At 71.4% G+C, this 17,383-nt stretch carries 19 protein-coding genes; 7 read left to right on the top strand and 12 right to left on the bottom strand.

The window, feature by feature from the left end; translation table 11 throughout:
- A partial coding sequence (locus ACFW0G_RS40925) for a helix-turn-helix domain-containing protein (protein WP_378330923.1) occupies positions 1 to 1,071 on the bottom strand: 1,071 nt, incomplete at its 3' end.
- Between the two features lie 383 nt (positions 1,072 to 1,454).
- On the opposite strand from ACFW0G_RS40925, the gene ACFW0G_RS40930 reads away from it, so the two are divergent.
- The gene (locus ACFW0G_RS40930) at positions 1,455 to 2,021 is read left to right on the top strand and encodes a sigma-70 family RNA polymerase sigma factor (RefSeq protein ID WP_378330956.1); all 567 of its coding nucleotides are present in this window, start codon (positions 1,455 to 1,457) and stop codon (positions 2,019 to 2,021) included.
- Between the two features lie 2 nt (positions 2,022 to 2,023).
- On the opposite strand, the gene ACFW0G_RS40935 is transcribed toward ACFW0G_RS40930, so the two are convergent.
- The 3 genes from ACFW0G_RS40935 to ACFW0G_RS40945 all read right to left on the bottom strand — a co-directional run bounded on the left by ACFW0G_RS40935 (position 2,024) and on the right by ACFW0G_RS40945 (position 4,840).
- Positions 2,024 to 2,674 (bottom strand): response regulator, encoded by a 651-nt coding sequence (locus ACFW0G_RS40935; protein ID WP_378330924.1) that lies wholly within the window; start codon positions 2,672 to 2,674, stop codon positions 2,024 to 2,026.
- Positions 2,671 to 4,308: a GAF domain-containing sensor histidine kinase gene (locus tag ACFW0G_RS40940; RefSeq protein ID WP_378330925.1), complete on the bottom strand. Its 1,638-nt coding sequence runs from the start codon at positions 4,306 to 4,308 to the stop codon at positions 2,671 to 2,673. Before ACFW0G_RS40940 ends, ACFW0G_RS40935 begins: the two co-directional genes overlap by 4 nt.
- A 124-nt stretch (positions 4,309 to 4,432) precedes the next feature.
- Complete coding sequence (locus ACFW0G_RS40945) at positions 4,433 to 4,840, bottom strand: pyridoxamine 5'-phosphate oxidase family protein (RefSeq protein WP_378330926.1); 408 nt, start codon at positions 4,838 to 4,840, stop codon at positions 4,433 to 4,435.
- Between the two features lie 236 nt (positions 4,841 to 5,076).
- On the opposite strand from ACFW0G_RS40945, the gene ACFW0G_RS40950 reads away from it, so the two are divergent.
- The gene (locus tag ACFW0G_RS40950) at positions 5,077 to 6,168 is read left to right on the top strand and encodes a CpaE family protein (RefSeq protein WP_378330927.1); all 1,092 of its coding nucleotides are present in this window, start codon (positions 5,077 to 5,079) and stop codon (positions 6,166 to 6,168) included.
- A gap of 4 nt (positions 6,169 to 6,172) precedes the next feature.
- Here the strand turns inward: ACFW0G_RS40950 and ACFW0G_RS40955 are convergent, their stop codons facing one another.
- Positions 6,173 to 6,607: a VOC family protein gene (locus ACFW0G_RS40955; RefSeq protein WP_378330928.1), complete on the bottom strand. Its 435-nt coding sequence runs from the start codon at positions 6,605 to 6,607 to the stop codon at positions 6,173 to 6,175.
- Positions 6,608 to 6,763: 156 nt separating this feature from the next.
- Here ACFW0G_RS40955 and ACFW0G_RS40960 point away from each other — a divergent pair, with 156 nt between their 5' ends.
- Positions 6,764 to 7,174: a hypothetical protein gene (locus ACFW0G_RS40960; protein WP_378330929.1), complete on the top strand. Its 411-nt coding sequence runs from the start codon at positions 6,764 to 6,766 to the stop codon at positions 7,172 to 7,174.
- Between the two features lie 15 nt (positions 7,175 to 7,189).
- On the opposite strand, the gene ACFW0G_RS40965 is transcribed toward ACFW0G_RS40960, so the two are convergent.
- Positions 7,190 to 8,503: a serine/threonine-protein kinase gene (locus tag ACFW0G_RS40965; protein WP_378330930.1), complete on the bottom strand. Its 1,314-nt coding sequence runs from the start codon at positions 8,501 to 8,503 to the stop codon at positions 7,190 to 7,192.
- A 54-nt stretch (positions 8,504 to 8,557) separates the two neighbouring features.
- A complete protein-coding gene (locus ACFW0G_RS40970; RefSeq protein ID WP_378330931.1) occupies positions 8,558 to 9,043 on the bottom strand; it encodes a GNAT family N-acetyltransferase in 486 nt (161 codons plus the stop codon).
- Between the two features lie 35 nt (positions 9,044 to 9,078).
- On the opposite strand from ACFW0G_RS40970, the gene ACFW0G_RS40975 reads away from it, so the two are divergent.
- Positions 9,079 to 9,465, top strand: coding sequence for a DUF6401 family natural product biosynthesis protein (locus ACFW0G_RS40975; protein WP_378330932.1), 387 nt, complete (start codon positions 9,079 to 9,081; stop codon positions 9,463 to 9,465).
- A gap of 46 nt (positions 9,466 to 9,511) precedes the next feature.
- Here the strand turns inward: ACFW0G_RS40975 and ACFW0G_RS40980 are convergent, their stop codons facing one another.
- Both ACFW0G_RS40980 and ACFW0G_RS40985 read right to left on the bottom strand, forming a co-directional pair.
- Positions 9,512 to 10,402, bottom strand: a complete 891-nt coding sequence (locus ACFW0G_RS40980; RefSeq protein WP_378330933.1) for a hypothetical protein — start codon at positions 10,400 to 10,402, stop codon at positions 9,512 to 9,514.
- Positions 10,403 to 10,531: 129 nt separating this feature from the next.
- Positions 10,532 to 11,338 carry a DUF1295 domain-containing protein gene (locus tag ACFW0G_RS40985; protein WP_378330934.1) on the bottom strand — a complete coding sequence of 269 codons (807 nt, stop codon included), beginning with the start codon at positions 11,336 to 11,338 and terminating at the stop codon, positions 10,532 to 10,534.
- 147 nt (positions 11,339 to 11,485) lie between these two features.
- Between ACFW0G_RS40985 and ACFW0G_RS40990 the strand changes: the two genes are divergently transcribed.
- Entirely contained in the window at positions 11,486 to 12,037 is a 552-nt protein-coding gene (locus ACFW0G_RS40990; RefSeq protein WP_378330935.1) for a GNAT family N-acetyltransferase, read from the top strand.
- Between the two features lie 380 nt (positions 12,038 to 12,417).
- Here the strand turns inward: ACFW0G_RS40990 and ACFW0G_RS40995 are convergent, their stop codons facing one another.
- Genes ACFW0G_RS40995 through ACFW0G_RS41005 form a run of 3 tightly spaced genes read right to left on the bottom strand, consistent with a single transcriptional unit; the run spans position 12,418 to position 15,180 of the window.
- Positions 12,418 to 13,827, bottom strand: coding sequence for an FAD-dependent monooxygenase (locus tag ACFW0G_RS40995; RefSeq protein WP_378330936.1), 1,410 nt, complete (start codon positions 13,825 to 13,827; stop codon positions 12,418 to 12,420).
- A 7-nt stretch (positions 13,828 to 13,834) separates the two neighbouring features.
- On the bottom strand, positions 13,835 to 14,509 hold the full coding sequence (locus ACFW0G_RS41000) for a VC0807 family protein (RefSeq protein ID WP_378330937.1): 675 nt from the start codon (positions 14,507 to 14,509) through the stop codon (positions 13,835 to 13,837).
- A 44-nt stretch (positions 14,510 to 14,553) separates the two neighbouring features.
- Positions 14,554 to 15,180 (bottom strand): TetR/AcrR family transcriptional regulator, encoded by a 627-nt coding sequence (locus ACFW0G_RS41005; RefSeq protein ID WP_378330938.1) that lies wholly within the window; start codon positions 15,178 to 15,180, stop codon positions 14,554 to 14,556.
- A gap of 359 nt (positions 15,181 to 15,539) precedes the next feature.
- Between ACFW0G_RS41005 and ACFW0G_RS41010 the strand changes: the two genes are divergently transcribed.
- Both ACFW0G_RS41010 and ACFW0G_RS41015 read left to right on the top strand, forming a co-directional pair.
- On the top strand, positions 15,540 to 16,049 hold the full coding sequence (locus tag ACFW0G_RS41010; protein ID WP_378330939.1) for an OmpA family protein: 510 nt from the start codon (positions 15,540 to 15,542) through the stop codon (positions 16,047 to 16,049).
- Positions 16,046 to 17,323, top strand: a complete 1,278-nt coding sequence (locus tag ACFW0G_RS41015; RefSeq protein WP_378330940.1) for a polysaccharide pyruvyl transferase family protein — start codon at positions 16,046 to 16,048, stop codon at positions 17,321 to 17,323. The genes ACFW0G_RS41010 and ACFW0G_RS41015 overlap by 4 nt, the downstream gene beginning before the upstream one ends.
- Positions 17,324 to 17,383 lie beyond the last annotated feature (60 nt).

Genomic DNA, 17,383 nt, shown 5'->3' on the forward strand with positions numbered 1-17,383 from the left:
CCCGTGACCCGGGGGCTGGGGGCGGTCGCGGGGGGGGGGGGGGTTTGCCCCCCCCCCCCGGGCCCGCCCCCCCCCGGCGCGGGGGGGGCGGCCCCCCCCGGCGGGGCCCCCCCCCCCCGGCCCCCCCGCCTGGAGCCCGGCCTGGAACCGGGTGGCCGCGCCGAGGGTGCTCATCAGGTTCTGCAGCCGCCGCTGGAACGTCCGGTAGCTCAGGCCGAGCTGTTTCGCGATGCTCCGGTCCGGCATTCCGGTGGTGAGCAGGGCGAGCAGCCGGGTGTCCTCGAACGCCGGCGCCTCACCGCCCTGCTCACCGCCGCCGGGCAGCCGCAACGGGATCGCGGTATCCCAGAGAAAACCGAAGAGCGCCGACAGCGCGTCGAGCAGGCTGCACGGGTGGACGACGAGCGCGGTGCCGACCTGCGGGGAACCGGACCGCAACGGGACGAGCCCGACGTGAGCATCGACCACGATCAGCTTGAGCGGCGCGTGCGACACCACACGCGCCTGCTCCCCCAGCGCGAGTCCCGCTTCGAGATCCGCGACGAGGTCGTGCAATTCCAGCGCGCCTTTGTCGTAGACACCGCGAAAGCGTATTCCGCGGTTCAACAGCTCCTGTTCGGCCGGGTGCAGTACCGTCGGCAGCCGCGTATACGGCGGTTTGTCGACGAATACGACCTCGCGGTGCGCCGAACGCAAAAGCTGTTCGACCCGTTCGGCGATGACCTCGTTTCCCTGGACGACCTCGATCAGGTCGACGGGATTTTTCCCCGGTGCTTCCCGGTGCCGTTCCTGCAGCCGTGACGCCACCATCCGCGCGTGTTCGAGTTCCTGTTCCTTGCGGCGGAAGATCGCGTCCAGCGCGACACCGGGGTTCACCGCCGCGTACGCCGCGGGCGCGCCGGGAAACCGCACCAGCAGGCCCTTTTCCGTGAGACCGCGCAATACCGGGGTCAGCCGCTGCGTGCTCAGCCCGGTTTCGGCGCGCAACTGGGCGAGCGTCATCGACTTCCGCCCGGCGAACGCGGCGTAGACCGCGACGTCCACCTCCCGCAGTCCGATGACATCCAGCACGGCCACCTCGCATCGCGACATCCGGATTTTCCTTGCAGGGGAGATTACCGGCACCGGAGGACGGGACCAACGAAAGTTTCCCGCAGTTCGCGAATTACGGCCGGAGCGCCGGGAACCCCGCCGCACCAGGGCCCAAAGACCCGGGCTCGGCGGGCTTCTTGACCGGCGCGCGGGGAGGGTGCACTCCGTACCGTCGAACGGGCTATCACGCGATCCGCGACGAGAGGGGTGGTCGGGGTGGCAAGGGTGTTCTCCATGGACGGTCCGGTCCCGCTGCGACGGGAGCGCGCCGGCGCGGGAGGTGCGGGCGCGTGACGACCACACTTCCCCAGCCGATTCCGCGCGCGGCCGGTGTCTCCCGGCCCTACGAGCCCGACGAGCGGCTGGTCCGCGCCGCGGTCGACGGTGACCGCGTGGCCATCGACCTGTTGCTCGCCGAACTCCGGCCCATCGTCCTGCGGTACTGCCTCGGGCATCTGGGCGGCAGGCACAACGGCTACGCCGGCGCCGAGGACTGCGCGCAGGAGGTGCTGCTCGCGGTGTTCGCCGGGCTGCCGCGTTACCGGCACGACACCAGCCGGTTCCTGCCGTACGTCTTCGGCATCGCCGCGCACAAGGTCGCCGACGCGCGGCGGACCAAGGCCCGCGACCCGTCCGCGCCCACGGCCGACCCCGACCCCGGCACGCGGAACGGGCCGAGCGACCCGACACTGGAAGACGTCGAACAGGCCGACGGGCTCGACCGGATCTCGGCCCTGCTCGACGGGCTCGCCGCCCGCCCCCGCGAAGTGCTGGTCCTGCGGATCGTGCTCGGTTTCAGCGCCGAGGAGACCGCGGCGGCGCTCGGGATCAGCAGCGCGGGCGCGGTACGGGTCATGCAGCACCGCGCCCTCACCGATCTGCGGCGCGTGCTGCGCGGCGGTGCCCCCAAACGCCGCCGCAAGGCCTGAGCTCAGCGGGACGGCCGCTGCCTGCGGTTGGCCGCGTAGACCGCGGCCGCCGTGCGGCGTTCGAAGCCGAGCTTGTGCAGCAGCGAGGAGACGTAGTTCTTCACCGTCTTCTCCGCGAGATACAGCTCGGCGGCGATCTGGCGGTTGGTGAGCCCGTCCGCGATGAGATCCAGCACCCGCTTCTCCTGCGGGCTGAGCTGTTCATACCCCGGATCCGGGGTCTCGGTCTCGCCGCGCAGCCTGCTCAGCACCGACGCGGTGAGCGTGACGTCCAGCAGCGACCCGCCCGCCGCCACCGTACGCACCGCGGCGACGAGCGAGTTGCCCGACACCTGCTTGAGCATGTATCCGGCCGCCCCGGCCATGATCGCGCCGAACAGGGCGTCGTCGTCCGAATAGGACGTCAGCATCAGGCAGGCGGGCGGCGGGTCCAGCGCGGCGCGGATCTCCCGGCAGACGCTGACGCCCTCACCGTCGGGCAACCGGACGTCGAGGATCGCGACGTCCGGGCGGACCGCCGGGACACGCACGAGCGCCTCGGCCGCCGAACCCGCCTCACCGGTGACACGGATGTCGTCCTCGGCCTCCAGCACCGTCTTCAGCCCGGTGCGGACGAGCTCGTGGTCGTCGAGCAGGAACACCGAGATGGTCATTCTTCGCACTCCTCTCCCGGGGGCCCGGCTTCCTCAGTGGTGTCCACAGTGGACTGCTTGAGCAGCGCCGTCCATTCGACGCCGGTGCCGCCGCCGTCGAGCCGCCGCGCGGAGAACGTCCCGCCCCAGCGGGCGGCACGCTCGGCCAGGTTGGCCAGCCCGCTGTGCCGCGCGGGGTCCTCGGGGATACCGGCTCCGTCGTCGGCGACGGTGAGCCGCAGCTCGTGCCCGGACCGGTCGACCGCGACGTCCACCGCGACCTCGGTCGCCCCGGCGTGTCTGGCCACATTGGACAGTGACTCCCGCAGCGCGGCCACGAGGTCGCCGCGGACGGCGCCGCCGACCGCGGCGTCCAGCGGCCCGTCGAACCCGATCCTCGGCTCGAAGCCGAGAGCGTTCCCGCTGTCGAGCGCGACGCGCAGCAGCTCGGACCGCAGGCTGCCCTGGACCTCTTCCGGCTCCTGCAACGAAAAGATGCTGTTGCGGATCTCCCGGATCGTCCGGTCGAGGTCCTGCACGAACCCGGTCACCCGGTCGGCGACCGCGGGTTCGGTGATCATCCGGCTCAGCCCCTCCAGGCCGAGCCCGGTGGCGAACAGCCGCTGGATCACCAGATCGTGCAGATCGCGCGCGATCCGGTCCCGTTCCTGGAACACCGCGAGCCGCTGCCGGTCCTCCTGCGCGCGGGCGAACTCGACGGCGAGCGCGGCGTGCGCGGCGAAGGTCTCGGCCAGCTGGACGTCGAAGTCGGTGAACGGCGTCTTGTCCCGGAACTTCGCGACCAGCAGCACGCCGAGGGTCTCGTCGCCGACGATGAGGGGGACGGCGATGGTGGAGTCGAGGTCACGGACCATCGCGGGCAGCGAAGCGACCTTGCCGCGTTGCTGCGCTTCGACGTATTCGCCGTAGTCCCGCACCACCACGGAATGTCCGCTGGTGAACGCGAGGCCCGTCGCGGTGCCCTCCGTGGGCACCCGCAGCCCGGCGAGGCGGTCGGCGTCCTGGCCCCGCGGTTCGACCACCTCGAAGACCAGCTCCGCCCGGTCCGGGCCCAGCGGCCGCGCCACCGCGCCCGCCGAACCACCCGCGACGACCCTGGCGCGTTCGGCGATCAGCCGCAGGGTCGAGACGAGGTCCTGCTCGGCCAGCAGCGCACCGGTGACGTGGTACGAGGCCTCCAGCCACCGCTCCCGCCGCTGGACCTCGTCGAACAGCGTCGCGTTCTCGATCGCGACCCCCGCCGCCGCGCCGAGCCCGGCGAGCACCTCCTCGTCGTAGGCGCTGAACTCGTCCTTCCCGGCGAACCCGAGGTAGCCGAAAAGCCGGTCGCGGACGCGGATCTGTGCTTCGAGGAACGACCGCGCGAGCGGATGTTCCGGCGCCGCGGCGTGGAGTTCGCTCAGCCGCCGCGGCGGCTCGCCGTCCCGCTCCGGCAGCGGGGAAGGGCCTTCGCGGTAGTGCTCGACCAGTTCGTCGAACGTGCCGTCGGGGCCCAGCACGCCGAGCACGCCGTAGGGCGCGCCGACCAATTCGCCACCGACGCGCACGATCTTGCGGAGGAGATCGGGCAGGCTGAGATCCTGCGCGATGGCGACCACCGCGTCGAGCAGTTTCGGCACACCGGTTTCGTCCACGGCTCCCACGGGTCCCGCTGGTGTCACCCATCCCGGACGGCGTCCGGGCACCCGTCGAGGATCGCACCACAGCGGGCCGCCGACCAGCCTTCTGTAGATCCAGTCGACTACGGACAGTGGTTCGTTACGGACGGACCGCCGAAATCCGGCGGCCCGACACCGCTTCGAGCGGAACCCGGACATACCGGTCGCCCGGCGCGGGGATCCACGTCGTCAGCGGCAGGGCCACCAGCTCGGCGGTCGCCGCGGGGTCACGGACCTCGTGCGCCCTGCCGAGCGCGGTGACGAACCAGCCCCCGGACACGTCGACGTCGTCGGCGGAAAACGCGACGACGGTGTCCAGCATCGCGGCGAACACGGCACTTCCGGACGGCACGGCGAAAACGGCGGCGCCGTCCCGCACCGAGAACCGCACCGGCTGCACCGCGGGCAGCGCGCGGTGGGTGAACACCACTCGGCCGATCGGCGCCGTGGCCAGCAGGGCGACGCACTGCTCACGGCCGAGCACCTCGAAGCCCGATGGATCCGTCATGTTGTTCCTTCGCGAGCCGTGGTGTGCGGTTCACGATGCTCGCCGCCCCGGAACCGGCGATAGGGCCGATAGACCCGGTCGCGCCGCGCGCCTAGCACCCGCGCGGAGTCCCGGCAAGGGCCGGGTGGCACGGCCGGTCCCGGGTCACTCGCCCGAAGCCGGGACGGCGTCCGCCGCCGCACACTTCTTCGCGAGCCATGGGAGCCAAGGGAAACCGCCGAAAGGAGCCGGGACCGATGACGATCCTCTGCGAGGCGGACACGACGACCGCGTTGCGCCTGGCGTCCTCGCTCGACGGCGAGGTCCGCACCGTGCCCGGTCTCGACGCCGTGCGGCGCGCGCTGTCGGACGATCCCGGCGAGACGATCGTGGTCGTCGGGGCGGGCCCGGACGTCGAGGATGTGCTGCGGTTCGCGGTCCGGCTGCGCGCCTCGCACCCCGCGGTGCGGATCGTCCTGGTGCGGACGGCGGGCCCGGAGCTGCGCCGCCGCGCCGGACAGGCCGGGATCCGCGCGCTCGTCGCGCCCGGCGACGACGCGGCGCTGTCCGGGGTGTGCGCCCTGCTGCGGCGCGTCTCGGCCGAGACGCCGGGGCGGCATCGGGCACGCGGCCGGATCGTCACCGTCACCGCCGCCACGAGCGGGCACGGGAAGACGACCTTCGCGGCGAACCTCGCCGTCGTCCTCAGTGAACTGTCACCCCGGGTGTGCCTGGTGGATCTCGACGTCCTCACCGGCGATCTCACCACCGCGCTCGGCCTTCCGGCAGGCAGGCCCCGGCAGCAGACCGCCGGGCTGCCCGCGGACCTCGCGCGGCTGGTCACGCCGTTCCGCGCCGGCGTCGACTGCGTGCTCGCCCCGGCGCGACCCGGCGAGGAGGAACCGATTCCCCCGCACCGGACCGGGGAACTGCTCGCCGCGCTGGCCGAGGTCTACGACCACGTCGTCGTCGACACCCCCGCCCAGCTGTCCTCGCCGGTTCTGTCCGCTTTGGACTGCGCGCAGTCCCACGTCGTGCTGGCCGGTCCGGAGCGGACGGCGCTGATCGGCCTCCGTCGCGTGCTCGGCGTGCTGGACCTGCTCGGCTATCCGCGGGCGAGCCGCGCGGTCGTGCTCAACCGGTGTGACACGCGCACGCTCCCGAGCCCGGCCGAACAGGACGCCATCGTGCGGCATCCGGTCGCGGCCAGGCTCCCGTTCACCTTCGACGTCCCGGCGTCGATCAACCGCCGCCGTCCGCTGGCCGCCGACCGGCCGGAACACCCCTTCACCCAGGCCGTCCGGCAGTTCGCCCGCAGCAGGCTCCGGACGCCCGCCTGGCACCGGTGACTCCTCAGTCGAGACAGAACTCGTTACCCTCGACGTCCTGCATCACGAGGCACGATTCGTTGTACTCGTCGGCACGCAGCAGCTGCAGGCGTACCGCGCCGAGCGCGACCAGCCGCGCACACTCCGCTTCGAGGGCGGCGACACGCTCTTCACCCACGAGCCCGGTGCCGACCCGCACGTCGAGATGCACCCGGTTCTTGACGACCTTGCCCTCGGGAACGCGCTGGAAGTACAGCCGAGGGCCCACCCCTGTGGGATCCATGCAGACGAACCCCGCGCCTTGCCGCTCGGCCGGCAGCGAGCGTTCGTGATCGTCCCAAGTGGCGAACCCCTCCGGGGGCGGTGGCACGACGTATCCCAGCACCTCGCACCAGAAACGGGCGACGCGCTCGGGTTCCGCGCAGTCGAAGGTGACCTGGACCTTTTTGATCGACCCCATCGCCTCACCCTAGTGGCGCGTGTTGTGCGCCGAGGCCCCGGATGTCACGCCGCGCGGGCTCGTCGCCCGGACCGGTAGCCATCCGGGCGAATGCGGGACTGGTCCGCGGGGGTTCTCGCTAGGCTGAACGCTCACGCACGAGAACGGAGGAACTCCATGGCGGAGTGGCGTGATCTGGTCACCTTCATCAGGCAGTCGTACCGGGTCGTCCGGGACGAGCCTGACGAGATCCGGATCCGGCTCGTCTTCAGCGACGGCGACCCCGACACCGAGCAGCGCGCCCAGGTCGTGGTCATCGCGCACGAGATCTTCGACCAGAAAGAGGACTGGGTGCAGATCGCGACACCGTTCGCCCGCGCGGACGAGGTCGACCTGCACGCCGTGCTCGCCGAGATCGGCAACACCATCGTCGTCGGCGGTGCCGCCGTGATGGGCGACCACATCGTGCTGCGGCACTCGCTGCCGCTGATCAACCTCGACATCAACGAGTTTCTCGATCCGCTGGAGCTGGTCGCCGGGTCCGCCGAGCTGCTGGAGCAGCAGTTCACCGGACGCGACGACTACTGACCGCTTTTCCTTGCGTCACAACGCTTGGCACGTGAGCACCGGCGGGGCGGCGTGGTCGCCACGGGTCAGCCCGATCAGGCCGAACGACGTCGCCCCGGCGGGCCGCACCACGGCGTTCCACCGCGCGTTGGTCACCCGGACCGTGGTGCCCCGCTGGGCGAGCGTGCCGTTCCACAGGGTGCCGATGCGGTGCCCGGCGGGCAGCGCCCAGCTCACCGCCCAGCCCGTCAGGTTCGCGCCGTCCTCGCCGCGCACGGTCACCAGCACCTGATAGCCACCCGGCCAGGAGTCCGTCACCTCGTACCGCGCGTCGCACCCGGCCTGTGCGGACGCGGAAGGGCGTGGCGGAACCGGCGACGTGGCACGGGCCTCCGGCGTGCCACGGCCGATCCTGCTGCCGATCAGCACTCCCGAGGCGAGCAGAGCCATCGCGAGGGCTCCCAGCACCGCGGCACGGTGCCAGCGCCATCGCCGCCGCGGCGGCAGTACTTTCGTGCGTTCCCCCGGAGCCGGGCCGGGGTGTCCTTCGGCGACGGCACCGAGCAGTTCGCGGGCACGCGTGATCACCGGGCGATCGGCCGGATTTCGCTGGAGCAGAGCCAAAAGCACATCGGACAGCGGCCCGGGGTGCGCGGGGCGGCCGACCTCCTCGCGAGCGGCGCGCCGCAGCAGGTCCATGGCGTTCTTGCCGGTGCCGAACGGCGGTCTGCCCTCCAGCGCCCGATACAGCGTCGCGCCGAGCGAGAACACGTCCGACGGGAACCCGGCCTCCTCCCCGCACACCACCTCCGGCGCGAGATACGCCGGCGTGCCCGCGATGTATCCGCCCGCGGTCACCGTGCTTTCCCCCACCGCGCGGGAAATGCCGAAGTCGGCGAGCTTCGCGGTACCGTCCGGGGCGATCAGGATGTTGCCCGGGGTGATGTCGCGGTGGACGATCCCCTCCGCGTGCGCCGCTTCGAGCGCGGACGCGACCTGCGCCCCGATCGCCGCGACGGACCCCTCCGGCAGCGTCTGTCCACTGTGGAGAATGGCGGCGAGGTTCTCCGACGGCAGGTACTCCATGACGAGCTGCGGCAACCCGTCGTGTTCGACGACGTCGTGCACGGTGATCGCGTGCGGATGCCGCAACCGGGCCGCGACCCGCGCCTCCCGCATCGCCCGGTCCGCCGTCGCGGCGCCGGGCTCGGCACAGGGCGCCAGGCGCTTCACCGCGACCACGCGATCCAGCCGTTCGTCGCGGGCCTGCCACACCTCGCCCATGGCACCGCGGCCGATCCTGGCCACCAGCCGGTAGCGCCCGGCGATCAGCTCACCTTCGTCGCCCACGTCCCCCTACACGGATCCGCGGACCGGTCCGGTTCGACGCCGCGACCGGCGTGCTCAGCAGGTGCGGTACATGACGTGCAGGCCGACACGTCCCAGCGCCGGGTGTTCGAACGCGCCGGGGACCGTGCCGACGATCTCGAAGCCGAGCCGCCGGTAGATCTCGACGGCGGCCGTGTTGGACGCGGCCACGGCGTTGAACTGCATGCCCGCGAACCCGCGCTCCCTGGCCCAGCCGAGCGCGAACGAGCACAGCGCGGTGCCGACGCCCCGGCCGCGCGCGTCCGCGGCGACCATGAAGCTCGCCGTCGCCACGTGCGATCCCGGCCCCGGCCGGTTCGCGCCCATCTTGGCGGTGCCGAGGACGCGGCCGTCGTCGACCGCGACGACCGTCTGTCCCGGTGGCGCCTCGATCCAGGTGTCGCGAGCCTGGGGCTCGGTCATCGCCGGGTCGTAGGTGTAGGTCTCCCCCGCCCGCACGATCTCCTCGACGATCGGCCACACCCGCGGCCAGTCGGCCTCGGCGAACTCCCGGATCCGCATGCCGGCCACGGTACCGGCGCGGTTACCTTGGTGCGGTGAGAGAACTCGTCACGTCCTGGGTGGAGTCGTCCGCCCGCCGGACCCTCGCCGGACTCAACGAGCGGCTCGGCACCGCCGGGCTCGCCGCCGCGGCGGCGGTTCCCGGGCTCGCCGCCGCCCTCGACCAGCACTCCGCCGCTGTCCGCGACATCCTCGCCTCGGGTGTCGAGACCTCGGCCGCGGTCGCCGGGGTCGTACTGCTCGCCGGGTACGCGCGCGGCCTGCTCGACGAAGCCACCGGCCGCGGCTGGACGCTGCGGGTGCCCGCCGACCTCCCGGCGTGGACGGCCGCGGACTGGCTGACCACCCGCCTGGTCGGGGTGTGCGCGCTGGCCGCCACGATCGACACCCCGCGCGCCGATCCCCTCGCGGAAAACGGGTAGGGCGGCCGGACCGCCCTACCCGTCGTGCTCCCGCGGACCGGACCGGTCAGCCGCCGAGTCCCGGCGGCGGGGGCATCGGCCCCGGTGGCTCCTGACCAGGCCGGGGCATGCCGTGCGGGTCGGTGGCCGGATCGCTGCGCGTGTGCTGGCTCGCCGTGCCCGCAGGCTGGTGCACGGCCGTCTGTTCGGACGGCACGGTGCCCGCGCGACGGGCGTCCTCACGACCCCGCTGGTAGGCCTCGGTCTGCGCCTTCGCGGCGGGGATCTCCGCCTCGGCCCGGCCGAGCCACCGCTCCCAGCGTTGCTGCATCGGCCGGATCAGGCCACCACCGACACCGACCACCGCGATACCGCCCGCCGTGGCGAGCACGGTGATCAGCACCGGCATGGTGACGGTGACGGCGACGCCGATCTGGTTCAGCGCCGCGATCACGCCGAGGCCCCAGATGAACACCGAGGCGATGGTGGCGAGCACCCCGCCGTAGGACACGCTGCCCAGCGCGTTGCCGACGAGATCCTTCACCACCCTGGCGATCGCGGCCGCGACCACGACGATGATGATCGCCACGACCGCCCGCGGCAGCCACGCGACGATGTCGTTGAGCAGCGAACTCACCGGGTTCGGACCCCACACGCCGAACGCGATCTGCAGGGTGATCAGCAGCACCGCGTAGTACAGCAGCTTGCTGATGATGTCGGCGGCGCCGTACTTGCTCCGCGCGAGCATCTGCTTGATCCCGCCGCGCTCGACGAGCCGGTCGAACCCGAGCTTGTCCAGCGCGAGGCTCACGAGCTTCGCGATCGCCTTCGCGACCAGCCAGCCGATGAGCAGGATCACCAGGAACATGAGCAGTTTCGGAACGAATGTGACGACCGAACTCCAGGCGTTGGACACGCCCTGACCGAAGTCGACGGCCGCCAGTGCGGTACCTGACACTGGGCTTCTCCTTCCCTACCGGGAGCACTCCGTTACCGGACCGGTCCAAAAGGACTACCCAGTGCGAGACATCTCACACGCATTGTTTCGTTCCGATCACAGCGGCGCCGCTGACCTGGCCTTTTCCCGTCAGCGCGCGGCGCGCGGCCACCACGGGACGAGCGCCGAGGTGGTGCGCTGGTAGTCCGCGTACTCCGGGTAACGGCCGAGGCTGATGCTCTCGGTGAAGCGCGTCGAGCCGACGAACAACAGCGTGAGCAGCACCGGCCCGGCCACCGTCCACTGCAGCACCGACCCGGCCGCGATCGCGCCGAAGGCGAACACGGTCCACCACTGGGCCTGTTCGAAGAAGAAGTTCGGATGCCGCGAGTAGCGGAACAGGCCGGTCCGCCGGAACCGCGGCTGTGGCTCGCGCCCTGCCGCGATCTCGGCGTGCTTCCACTGGTGGAACGTCCACTGCTGCTGGTCCGCGATCGTCTCGCCTGCCAGGAACGCGAGGAAGAGGACAGCGGCGATCACGTCGGCGGCCCCGAACGGCGCCCGGTTTCCCAGCGCGGTGTACGCCGGAAGCGTGATCAACAGCAGCAGCGCGTTCTGGTAGATCGTGATGAAGAACAGGTTGAACAGCTGGAACCGCCCCGGGGACATGCGTTCCCGCAGTATCACCCAGCGGTAGTCCTCTCCCCCTGGCGCGTAGCCGCCCTTCCGCGCGAAGTTGAACGTCAGCCGCGCGCCCCACAACGCGGTCAGCACCAGCATCGTGTCCAGCCTGGCGTCGGTGAACCCGGCGGCACCCGCGAAGATCGCCACGTACACCACCGGCACGATCGACCAGATCCGGTCGATCCAGGAGTACTCCCGCGTCGTGATCGACAACAACCAGGTGGCCAGGCAGACGCCGCCGAAGACGGACAGGCAGACCTCGATCGCGTTCATGACCGCACTCTGGCACAGGAAACGGCCCATGGCCGGACCGCGCGTACGAACGTCGACGCACCGGACCCCTTCGTTCGTGTCGGTGCCAGTGCGTAATCTCCGAACCGAGCTGGTCGATCACCAGGACACCGAAGACGGAGGCCGCCGATGCTGACCCGATCCCTGCGCGAGGACGCCGAACTGACGACGTTGGAGCCCTGGCAGGCCGAGGAGTTCGCCGCGCACATCGACTCGATCCGCGAGCACCTGAAGCCGTGGGTCGGGATGGCGGCCGTCGTGGTGGACACCGAAAGCGCCCGCGCGTACCTCCAGCGCTACGCCGATCTCCAGGCCGCCGACAGCGGCAGGATCTGGGGCATCCGGCTGCGCGGCGAGCTGGCGGGCGGGGTGATGTTCCGCGTGTTCGACGTGCCATCGGGAAACTGCGAGCTCGGGGTGTGGCTGGCACCGTGGGCACAGGGAAAGGGGCTGATCACCCTGGCCGTCCAGCACCTGGCCGACTGGGCCTTCGACACGCGGGGCATGGCGCGGGTGGAATGGCGCAACGCGGTGGACAACGCAGCCAGCGCGGCGGTGGCGAAACGGCTCGGCATGACGCAGGAGGGCCTGCTGCGCAGCGAGTACCCGGTCAACGGCGGGCGCCAGGACGGCCAGGTGTGGTCACTGGTGCGGGCCGACCCCCGCCCCTGGCGCTCCTGACCGGCCCGGCGAACTCGTTACCGGGTAAGGATTCGTTCACCGTCGTGAAGGACGACGCCGCGGCCGCAGCTCCCGGCGCCCCGGCGAGACACCTACGATGTCCCGAACGCGTCGTTGGCGACGCTGAACGTCCCGAACGCGCCGTTCACGACATCGGCACCGTGTGGCGCAGCGTCCTACCTTTGCCGCGAACGCTCCGTTCGGGACGTTGATCGTCGCGAACGGAGCGTTCGCGACATGCGCTGCCACCTGGCAGGCCCCGGCCGTGCTTGTCCAAGGTCGCGACGGGCAGGTCCGTGGGTGCCTCCCTGAGGGACCCAGAGTCCCTCAGGGAGGCACCCACGTCACGACCGCCCCCATACGTCCTTTGTAGACAGCGGCTAAACCCCGGCAGGAGCACCGAACCAGCGGGCCAGTGCGTCGCGAAGCCCGTCCGGGTCACCGGCGAAGCAGACGTAGCCGTCCGGCCGGACGAGGCGGACATCGCCGGGGTCGCCGGGTGTGTGGTCCACCCGGTCCCGCCAGCCGTCGGCGATCCCGGGCGGTCCGCCGAGCAGCAGGCCACGCCCGGAGTGCAGCTCGACGTCCGGCAGCCGGGCGCCCAGCAGCGGATGGGCCGGGCCGTCCGGCATGTGGTAGCGGATCTCCAGACCGGAGATCATGCCCGCCAGCAGGCGGTTCCCGTCCGGGGTTGCGGCCAGTTCGGCGGTGATGGCCCGCAGCGCGAGCACGTCCGGATCGGGCACCAGCAGCACGCCCTGCGCCCGGGTGTTCTGCAGTACCCGCGCGGCCACCGGATGCCGTTCGGTGTGGTAGGTGCCGAGCAGGCCCTCCGGCGCCCAGCCCGCGACCGCCGCGCCGAGCTTCCAGCCCAGGTTGAACGCGTCCTGCACGCCGAGGTTCAGCCCCTGCCCGCCCGCCGGTGAGTGGATGTGCGCGGCGTCCCCCGCGAGGAACACCCGGCCCGTCCGGTAGTGCTCGGCCTGCCGGGAGGCGTCGGTGAACCGCGAAGCGTAACGGATGTGGAGCAGCTTCGCGGCGTCCCCGTGTGCGTCGCGCAGGGCGGCCCGGACCTCTTCCTCGGTGATCGGCGCGTCGCGGCCCAGCTCCTGCTGCTCCTGGCTCGCGAACACGAAGCGGTACGCGTTGTCCTCCAACGGGATCAGGAAACCCGACCTGCTCGCGGACGGTTCGAGGTTCGGTATCCGCCATTCCGTGGGCAGCCTCGGATCCTCGGCCAGCACGACGTCGGCGACGGCCATCGAAACCCGCCCGTCCCTGCCGGGGAAGGCGACGCCCAGCTCCTTGCGCACCCGGCTGCGCCCGCCGTCGGCACCGACCGCGTAGGCCGCGCGCAGCGTCCACTTCCCCTCGGGGCCGCCGACTGCGAGGGCGACGCCGTCGGCGTCCTGCTCCAGCCGAAGCAGCTCGGTGCCCCGCAGCACCGGGACACCCGCACCGGCGAGCCGGGCTTCCAGTGCCTCCTCGACCCGGCCCTGCGGAATACCCACCTGGTAAGGAAACCGGGTGTCGAAGACCGCGTAGTCCAGGCGCAGCCCCGCGAAGTGCCCGCCGGGGACGTTCGCGAAGGCCCGCTCGGCGATCGGCGCCAGCCAGCCCCGCGCGTCGAGCAGTTCGGCGGTGCGCGGCTGGAGGTTCAGCGCCTTCGACTGCGGGCTTCGCGCGGCCAGCCGGTCCAGGACGACGACGCGCGCTCCGGCCAGGTCCAGTTCGCTGGCCAGCACCAGCCCGGTCGGCCCGGCGCCCACGACGATGACGTCCGCGTCCATACCCGCCTCAGACCTTCAGGCCGTGCTTGGTGACGTACCGGATGTGGAAGGCGATCAGCCCGCCGAGCACCACGAGCCACTGCAAGGTGCTCACGAGCGGGACCGAGTCGATCGGCAGGCTGTAGGCGAGGATCACGCGGACGACCGCGTCGAGGCAGAAACCCAGCCCCCACACCAAGGTCACCACGCGCAGATGCCTGCGGAACGCCGGTTCGGTGTCCCAGCGGGAGTCCCACTGCCGGTGCCCTTCGGCGCCGATCTTCACGGTGACGATCGTGCGTGCCATCGACCGCATGAACGGCTGCCGGGTCAGCAGCGAGCCGAGCACCCACAGGCCGAGCGCGCCGAAGATCCAGCTGTCGCGGACCAGCAGCAGCCGGGGGTCCCCGGTCACCATCGAGGTCAGCGCGCCAAGCAGGACAAGGCTCAGCGTGAACAGGGCGAGCGGGTCGACCCTGCGCTGCTTGACCAGCGTGTACCCGATCATCGGCAGGGCGAGCAGGGCGCCGCCCACCAGCGACAGCCATTGGTTCAGGCCCGCGGCACGCAGGCCGTAGTAGCCGCCGAGCGGCAACACCAGCTCGAGGAGCAGTTGCAGCACCAGATGCTTGCGCAACGCCGCGGTCTTCTCACGGTGGGTCCGTTCCACCGGGGTGGCCGGGGAGGATGCTTCCACAGTCATGGTTTCGTCCTTGTCGTCTGGGGTGGAGGCGGGCACGGTGCCGGTCACTGCTTCCGGACGGCCCGGTCGAAGAGGTCGGCCAGCTCGCGGGCGCACGCCGCCGTGTCGAAGTCCGGATCGACGGCCGCCTGGTTGGTGATCTGATCGAGGGCCCCGTTCACCGCGAGCACCAGCACCCGCGCGTCCAGTTCGCGGATCTCGCCCTGCCGCTGCCCCAGCTGGATCCGCTTCTCCTGCTCGATGGCGAACGCGGCCATGGCGGGGGCGAGGCCACGCAGCTCCGGGTCCTCGTTGTGCACCGCGTTCACGATCGTCTGCAGGGCACGCTGGTGCTTCGGGTACTCGTCGAGCAGGGCGACCCGGGTGGTGATGTAGAGCCGCAGCCTGCCGAGAATACTGGTCTCGGTGTCCATTTTGGACAGCAGGAACTCGCCGTTGACACGCAGCACCTCGGCGACGACCTCGCGGATCAGGTCGTCCTTGCCCTTGAAGTGGTACGAGATCATCCCGGTACTGCTCAGCCCGGCCTGCTTGGCGATCTTGGCGAAGCTGGCACCGGCGTACCCCTGGTCCGCGATGACCTCGATCGCCGCGTCCACGATCTGCGCCCGGCGGGCCGACTCGATGAACGTCCGCCCGCCCTGCTTGTCCGAACTGCTTTTTGCTGGCATGAGCAAAACCCTAGCGCGTCTTGCTTGACTGAGCAAGACCTAGTTCAACCAAGCAAACCGGTGCTCGCCGGGACAAAAGGGACTATCAGGACCCCTGCGCCCGTCGCTTCCCTACCGCGACGGGCGCCGTCGATCGACCCTTCGTTCGGGGGAACTCCGCGGCGGCTTCCCCCGCGCGGCACGCCATCCGGTTTTCGGCCCCGGCCGGGGGATCCGCGACCCGGTCCGCAGCGATCGCCCCTCGTGAGGGTGACAACCGGCACCTGACCCACCCGTTGTTCCGTAGTTGCCGCGCTAGGCCGTCCGTGTTCGTATCCCAGCGTCAGCAGCCGGAGACCACAGACGAGGGAGTGCACTTCATGCGCAGGACAATTGTCCAGGCGGTGGCGGGCGCGGCGGTCGTGGCCGCCACGGTCACCGCCTGCGGATCCGGGGACTCGAACGGCTCCAACGGGGCGTCCGGTTCGAGCGCCGCCGCGTCTTCCGGCGCCGGCGCTCCCAGCTCGGCCGGGCAGGGTGCGGCGAACGGTGCCGCCGGGCAGGTGAACTCGGCGATCGAGCAAGCGCTTCAGCAGAGCCCCCTCACCTTCGAACCGCAGAAGGCGGATCTGACGGACAAGGGAAAGCAGACCTTGGATCAGATCGCCAAGGCGTTGCAGGGCAACGATGTCAAGATCACCGTCGCCACGCACGCCGGCTATCCCGACGCACAGCAGGCGAAGACGCTGTCGGAGAAGCGCGCGCAGGCCATCGCCACCGACCTCGAAGGGCACGGCGTGGCCAAGGACCGCGTCAAGGAAGAAGCGACCGGAAACGAGAAGGCGCAGGGTGATCAGGCACTGAACACCCAGATCAGCGTCGCGCGGTGACCTGTCGCGACAGTGCGGGCGGACAGCACGGACTGCCCGCCCGCACGACGCTGTCCACAGTGGAGCGTTCGAGCCGCTGCCACTACCTCGTGGGACCCAGCGGCTACCCGAACTTCGGCGACGAGCTGATCGCCGCGACGTGGCTGCGTCATCTCGCGCGGACCGAGCCGGACGCCGAGGTCTGGCTGGACTGCCATTCGCCGGGACCCGCGCAACTGCTGCTCGGCGACCTGCATCCCCGCCTGCGGTGCGTCGACACCTTGTGGAGCCTGTGCGGCGAGGCGCCGTCGGACGATCCGTGGGAAGTGGCCGCGTGGGTGCAGGAGGTCGTGCACGATCCCGGACGCGCGCCGCGACGCGACGCGGGAATCGCCCTGCTCGGCCGCGCCGACGTCGTGCACCTGATCGGCGGCGGCTACCTCAACGCCCTGTGGCCCCGGCACATCGGCCTGATCGCGGGCGCGGCCGCCGCGGCCCGGCGCTCCGGCGGACGCGCGGCCATGACCGGCCAGGGATTCATGCCGTGCCCCAGCGGCGCGACCCACCTCCTGCGCTCGCTCGCCGACCGGTTCGACGTGGTCGACGTCCGCGACGATCCGTCAGCGGAGTTGCTGGCCGGGTCCGCCGCCGCGTACCGCACCTGTGACGACGCGTTTCTCGATCTCCCCGAGCCGCCGGCACATTCCCGGGCCCGCGAATTCGTTTTGTGCGTGCAGTCGGACATCGGCGACCTCGAAGTGTCCACATTGGCCGCAAGGGTACTCGGCATGCTGCGTGCCTGGCGTGCCGAACCCGGTCAGATCGCCGTCGTGGAAGGAATTCCGCGGGTGGATCGCGCGGTCCACGTCCTGCTCGAACACGAGCTCGACGGCGCCGAGTTCCACCCGTTCCGGGACGTCTGGCGGCACGGGGTGCCCGTGGCACCCGGGCAGACCTGGATCTCCACGCGCTACCACCTGCACCTGGTGGCCGCGGCCGCCGGGGCGACCGGGGTCGCGCTCAGCGTTTCGCCCGACTACTACGCGACCAAACATCGGAGCCTGGCCGACCTCGGCTCGGGGTGGACACCGCTCGACGCGCTGTCGACGGAGATACCGGAACGCCCGGACGGGAACGGGTTTCCGGCCTCGGTCATGCGGCGCTGCCGTCAGCTGAAGCTCTCGGTCGCCGAGGCGATCTACGGCACCCCGCCGAATGCGCCGGCCGTGCCCACCGAGGAACCTGCTACGCGACGCCGGGTGCTGCGGCCCCGGTGGTCCCGGGCGAGCGGCTGAGCCGAGCTGACGACCGCGCCCCTTTGTCGCGAACGCTCCGTTCGGGACGCTGATCATCCC

It is taken from the genome of Amycolatopsis sp. NPDC058986, assembly GCF_042741125.1.
Classification (GTDB): Bacteria; Actinomycetota; Actinomycetes; order Mycobacteriales; family Pseudonocardiaceae; genus Amycolatopsis.